Below are 6,569 nucleotides of genomic sequence, written 5' to 3' on the forward strand. Positions count from 1 at the left end.
ATATACAGACCGAGCAATTCAGCAATTATTCCGTTGCTGATGGTATTCAGGGACAACTTTTTGCCGATGGTCAATACCTGAAAACATCCGACGGACATTTCATATTTGGCGGTTCCAATGGTCTCACTATTTTTAGGCCCGAGGACGTTAACAAAAATTCAACACCGCCAAAGGTATTTTTAACGGATCTTAAATTGTTCAATAAATCCGTTGTCCCTGGAGAGCATTCCCTTCTAAAAAGACCGATTTATGACACTGAGGAGATTATTTTGGCCCATAACCAAAACAATATCGCTATCGGATTTTCAGCCCTCCATTATGCCAATCCATCCAAGAACAAATACTTATATACTTTGGAAAATTATGACAATGAATGGCGAGAGGGCACAAGCCGACAAGATGCCTTTTATCCGAACCTTGAGCCTGGTCGTTATGTCTTTCGGGTAAAAGCGGCCAACAATAATGGGGTCTGGAATGAGAAAGGAGCTGTGTTACATATTATCGTTACCCCTCCCTGGTGGTATACGTCTTGGTCATATGCTGCCTACGCGCTATTGTTCATGTGTGGTGTGTATGGCGCCAATCGTTTTTTCCGTAATCGTGTTATAGTAAACGAAAGAAAAAAAACGCAGGCCCGCGAATTGGCCCAGGCCAAAGAGATTGAAAAGGCATATCATAAATTGGAAGAAAGCCATGAGACACTCAAGGCCACACAATCGCAATTGATACAATCCGAAAAAATGGCCAGTTTGGGAGAACTTACTGCCGGTATTGCCCATGAGATCCAAAATCCGTTGAACTTTGTTAATAATTTCTCGGAAGTGAGCAACGAACTTATCGATGAGATGAATGAGGAAATAGAAAATGGGGATTTGGATGAGGCTAAGGCGATTGCCAATGACATCAAGCAAAATCTGGAAAAAATCAACCACCACGGTAAACGGGCAGATGCCATTGTAAAGGGCATGTTGCAGCACAGCCGCAGCAGCAGTGGGGTTAAAGAACCTACGGATATCAATGCCTTGGCAGACGAATACTTGCGTTTAGCCTATCATGGCCTGCGGGCCAAGGACAAATCGTTCAATGCCACCATGAACACCGATTTTGATGAAAGTATCGGAAAAATAAATGTCGTTCCACAGGATATCGGCAGGGTCGTTTTGAACTTGATTACGAATGCATTTTATGCCGTGAATGAGAAGAAGCAAAAAGACAATAATTTTAAACCCATGGTTGCTGTCAGTACCAAAAAGATAGGTAACCAGATCAGGATTAGTGTTTCAGACAATGGTGATGGAATTCCTGATAAGGTTAAAGAAAAAATATTCCAACCCTTTTTCACGACCAAACCTACAGGACAGGGCACCGGCCTAGGCCTAAGCATGAGTTATGACATCATCACTAAAGGGCATGGCGGGGAATTGAAGGTGGAAACCAAGGAAGGCGAAGGAACAACATTTATAATTCAATTCCCAACAACCTAATAGTGCTTATTTTGCTTTAAACAGTATATTTACTAGGGACCAAACAAATTTGACTACATGCGAATTAAACCATTACTTCTCCTTGCTGCGATCAGTTTAAATTCCTTACTAGGGTTTTCCCAAGTTGGTACCCAACAGATCGACCCCTCCTATTTAACTATTTCGGATGGACTGGCTTCCCCGAACGTCCAGGACGTTATGCAGGACAGCTATGGGTTATTGTGGATTGCAACCACAAATGGGGTTCAAAAATATGATGGATATCGCTTAGAAACCTTTAAGAGTATCCCGGGAAAGGCCACCAGTTTACAGAGTAATAACGCATGGGGGCTTGAGGAAGATGCGAACAATGATATTTGGGTAGCGACCGACGAAGGGGCATCAAGATTTGACCGTAAGAAAAATGAATTTATCAATTATCCGTTCACGGACGCATTCAATTTACCTCTTGGCGGCGGTTTAACATTAAACATTTTTGAAGATTCAAGTAAACGATTGTGGGCAACTACACAAAATATGGAGTTAGTTCGTTATGATTTTAAAAATGACAATTGGACCATTGCTCCATACCAAATTACCAATGTTAATGAGCCTATACATAATGGTTTCAGTATTGGGCTAACTGAAGATGCAAAAGGTGGAATTTGGTTTGGATCAACCGTGTACGGCTTAATGCATATGGCCAAAGACGAATCTGCTTTTCGGCCGGTAACCTCTGAACAATGGGGAGATTTTGACTTTGTAAATCCCGAAAATTTCATTACGTCATTATTTTCCGATGCTAACAATACCCTATGGTTGACAACTCGCAGCGGGGTGTACAAGTACAATCCTGAAACCGGTGCTTTAAAAGTCCTCATCGAATATGAGGAAGCCCGAAATGATATCTGGAATAATTGGAATAGGATCCTCCCTGACCACCAAGGTAATATCTGGGTCGCCAACAATTTTCGGGGGCTGTTGAAATTTGAAGGCACCTCTGATCGGTATGAGGAAATAACCATTGACGGGAAAGTAAAAATGAGGGGCCATGGGTGGAATATAACAATGACTGATTTTATTATCGATCGTAGTGGTATTTTTTGGTTTGGTAGTCGGGAATCAGGACTGTTAAAGTACGATCCGGTAAATAAACCGTTTTCATATTTGACACATGTTGACGGCGATTTATTGAGCCTTAGTCCTAATGGCGTTTACGGAATGCTCGCTTCAAAAGTAAAACCAGGAATTGTCTATGTAGGAACACGGGGCGGTGGGCTGAACATTTATGACCCGAAAAAACGGACTTTTGAAAAAGTTACTTTTAATGTGGTGGACGATATGTTCGGCGGGTCGGTACGAAGTATTGCAGAGGATGCGGATGGATCATTGTGGTTGGGTACCTGGGGAGATGGGTTGATCAAGTTGGATAAAAATTATAGAGAAACCGAACGCTACAAATACGAAACCCAAAAGAACACCACCATCTCGAATGACCAAGTACGGGTAATCCGGTCCGATAAAAAAGGAAGATTATGGCTAGGCACCAATAATGGCTTGAATATTTTTGAGCCTAAAACAGGTGAATTCCAAAGGATTATCAGTAGAAGTACAAAGGGGTACCCTCAAAATTTGGTTGAAGAATTGGAAGCACTGGCCGGTTCGGATCAAAATTTAGGTATCATTGACAAGGTTCAGGATTTTGAAGATCGTTCCCTACCCATCCAGATTAAAACACTGGGGACCTACTGGGTAATGTCCGTAGGGGAAGGTGATGCGAGAAGTATGGTGGATTACGGCTGGATCGAGAATGCACAAAACGATACAATTTGGCATTTTGGTAGTTTTGATGATTCGTTTTATGCAGGGGGTGCCGCTAAGAACAGAGTCGTTATTCAACCTGTAAACCTTCAGCCCGGCACGTATTCCTTGCGTTACCGGACCGATGATAGCCACGCCTATGACAAGTGGAATGAAGATCCACCTGACCAGTCAGCCCTTTACGGTATAATGCTTATCAATCCCAGCGACGAAAGTCAGTCAGTCTCCTTTCAAAAACGTATTACTGAAAGCAAACAAGGTTTAGTCGTTAGTGGCAATAATATAGCGGATATCGAAATCGGGAAAAAGTATATATGGGTAAGTGCAAATAGTCAAGGGCTCAGTCGCATAAATCCGGATAATAATACCGTCAAATATTTCAATTTCGATCCGGACAATGAGAATTCCCTGAGTAGCGATATCATCTATGATATCTTGGAGGATAGCCGCGGCATGATTTGGTTCGCGACCGCAGAAGGAATCAACCTGTTCGATCCTGATACCGAAAAATTCATAAGATACTCAGAAGCAGATGGACTCCCTACCAACCTTACCGAAGCGATTCTCGAAGGCGATAATGGGGAAATGTGGATCGCCACGCAAAACGGACTCTCACAAATGGTACCCAATGAGACGCTGGGTAAAGTTACGTTCATCAATTACGATTCTTCCGATGGCCTTGGAGGGGATATTTTTTTATCCTTAGCAGCAGCACGCAGCTCGGATGGGCAGTTCTATTTTGGCGGCGAACATGGCCTTACCACCTTTAATAGCGTTGCGGCAAATAACACCCCGCCTACATTGATTATTTCGAATGTGCTGATTTCTAATAAGTCGGTACTCGATATGGGAGAGGATAGTCCTTTGACCAACAGTTTGCTCAATACTGAAAACATCAACCTATCACACCAACAAAATAACTTGAGTTTTGAATATGCAGCATTGCATTTTGCCAATCCCGAAAAGAACCAATATGCACACAAGTTAATTGGTTATGATGAGGATTGGATTTATGATAACAGAAACTTTGCTTCCTATACGAACTTAGATCCCGGTAATTATGAATTTGCCGTACGCGCCTCCAACGCCTATGGTATTTGGAACGAGGAAGGAAAAACCTTGTCCATAACCATTTCCCCACCATGGTGGCGCACCTTATGGGCCTATGTACTATACGCTTCGGTCTTAATCGTAGGGTTTTTGATCGTAGATCGTTTCATGCGAAATAGAATCAAACAAAAAGAGCGTGAGCGATCACGTGATAAAGAATTGGCACAGGCAAAGGAAATAGAAAAGGCCTATTCCGAATTAAAGAATACACAATCACAATTGGTCCAATCCGAAAAAATGGCCTCCCTGGGTGAACTGACAGCCGGTATCGCCCATGAAATTCAAAATCCGTTAAATTTCGTCAATAATTTCTCTGAAGTAAATAAGGAACTGTTACTAGAGATGGATGAAGAAATTGAAAAAGGAAATTTTGCTGAAGTCAAAGCTCTTGCCAAAGATGTTGCGGATAATGAGGATAAGATAATCTTTCACGGAAAACGAGCCGATGGCATCGTTAAAGGCATGTTACAGCATAGCAGAAGCAGTAGTGGGCAAAAAGAACCCACCGACATCAACGTCCTTGCCGATGAATATCTGCGCTTGGCCTATCATGGGTTGCGGGCCAAGGATAAATCGTTCAATGCCACTTTGAATACCGACTTTGACCAAACCATTGGTAAAATCAATATTGTTCCCCAAGATATTGGAAGGGTGATTTTAAACCTGATCACCAATGCATTTTATGTGGTTAAAGAGAAGAAAGACCAAAATACGACAGGCTATGAGCCAACAGTGACCGTGAGTACCAAGCAGCAAGGCAATATGATATTGGTCTCCGTACAAGATAATGGAAATGGAATACCCAAGGAAGTGTTGAACAAAATATTTCAGCCCTTCTTTACCACCAAACCTTCCGGACAAGGCACCGGTTTAGGACTAAGTATGAGTTATGACATCATAAAGGCGCATAGTGGTGATCTAAAAGTAGAAACCAAGGAAGGTGAAGGAACAACGTTTATTATAAAATTGCCTAAATTCATAACCACGAACTAAATTAGGAAGAAAACCACCATTAATGAGGCACACTATACTTTTAACCGGTTTTGCGTGTAGTTTATTACTACTCTCATGTAATAAAGAAAGCAAATCTGAAACCGAAACTACGGTTGGTGATTATAAAACCCCAGAAACCATACCTCTAAAATTTACGGAAGCAGAACCTTTTGAATGGGAAACCATAACCAACGACACGCTGACAATTCCCCTTACTTATGATTTGAACGTAGATGCCTTGCCCAGCAAACCGTTTGAGTTAAATGAATTCAAACCTCTGAAAAGTCCAATGAAGGAATATGATTTCGATTGGGACAATTTACCAACAGAAAGAATAACATTTGATTCCGTGCCGTTTACGGTGACCACAGCACCCATAAAAAAACCGACCATCACTAAAATGAAACCTCCAGGGATTATGGACGGTACCCATGTAAACTTATTACAACTCTCTACGAATGAAGGATTACCTGTTAATGATGTTACTTCCTTTTTGGAAACCGAAGATGGGTCTGTTTGGATAGGATCTACCATGAACTCTACACCCCTAACCTACTATGATGGAGAGAACGCCTTTGTTTACGATTACCCAGGAGTGTATAAAATGACCTTTGACCAACATGGTAAGCTTTGGTTGGTAAGTCCGGGGCCTCGTTTTTTAACAGTATTGGATTTTAAGAACGATACGGCATATACGATTACCAAGACAGAAAACTTTATTCCGTTCGATATTCTCTGTGACCATACAGGAGCCCTATATATGAGCTCCCTAAATGAAGGCTTCTACAAAATGGACGCAGAAATGAAAAGTTTGCAAATAATAACAAATGAAGGACGAAATAAGCCCTGGAAACTTTTTGAAGATAGTAAGGATAACCTTTGGCTAGGGTTTACGGATGGTCTTGCAGTAGTGAACAAGGAAAGAAAAGAACTCAAAACAATCTCAACCATTGCTGATTTTGAACTAAATTCTATAGTTTGGGATATTAAAGAAGATGCATATAATGATATTTGGTTGAGTTATCCTTACCCAACTCCTAATAGCAATTCCAATGCCACTTCTAGTGTTTTAAGATTAGCACTAGATAAGCAAAAAGTTAGCGTATTAGGTTCTGAAAACGGGTATACCACTACAGGTGATAAATTAGAAGTGGATGCTCAAGGCAACTTATGGATATTCGG

At 41.5% G+C, this 6,569-nt stretch carries 3 protein-coding genes; all 3 read left to right on the forward strand.

Going from position 1 to position 6,569, the window contains the following annotated elements:
- Positions 1-1,484 (forward strand): ATP-binding protein (locus WBM98_RS04375; RefSeq protein WP_424364809.1); only part of this gene is annotated, 1,484 nt, incomplete at its 5' end.
- Between the two features lie 57 nt (positions 1,485-1,541).
- A complete protein-coding gene (locus WBM98_RS04380) occupies positions 1,542-5,387 on the forward strand; it encodes a two-component regulator propeller domain-containing protein (protein WP_424364810.1) in 3,846 nt (1,281 codons plus the stop codon).
- A 22-nt stretch (positions 5,388-5,409) separates the two neighbouring features.
- On the forward strand, positions 5,410-6,569 hold a 1,160-nt coding region (locus tag WBM98_RS04385; protein WP_424364811.1), incomplete at its 3' end, for a two-component regulator propeller domain-containing protein.

The sequence above is a fragment of the Maribacter sp. genome (genome assembly GCF_049667165.1).
Taxonomy (GTDB): domain Bacteria; phylum Bacteroidota; class Bacteroidia; order Flavobacteriales; family Flavobacteriaceae; genus Maribacter_A.

Coding starts and splice junctions, on each gene's coding strand:
- WBM98_RS04380 (WP_424364810.1), top strand. CDS start 1,542: ATGCGAATTAAACCATTACTTCTCCTTGCTGCGATCAGTTTAAATTCC.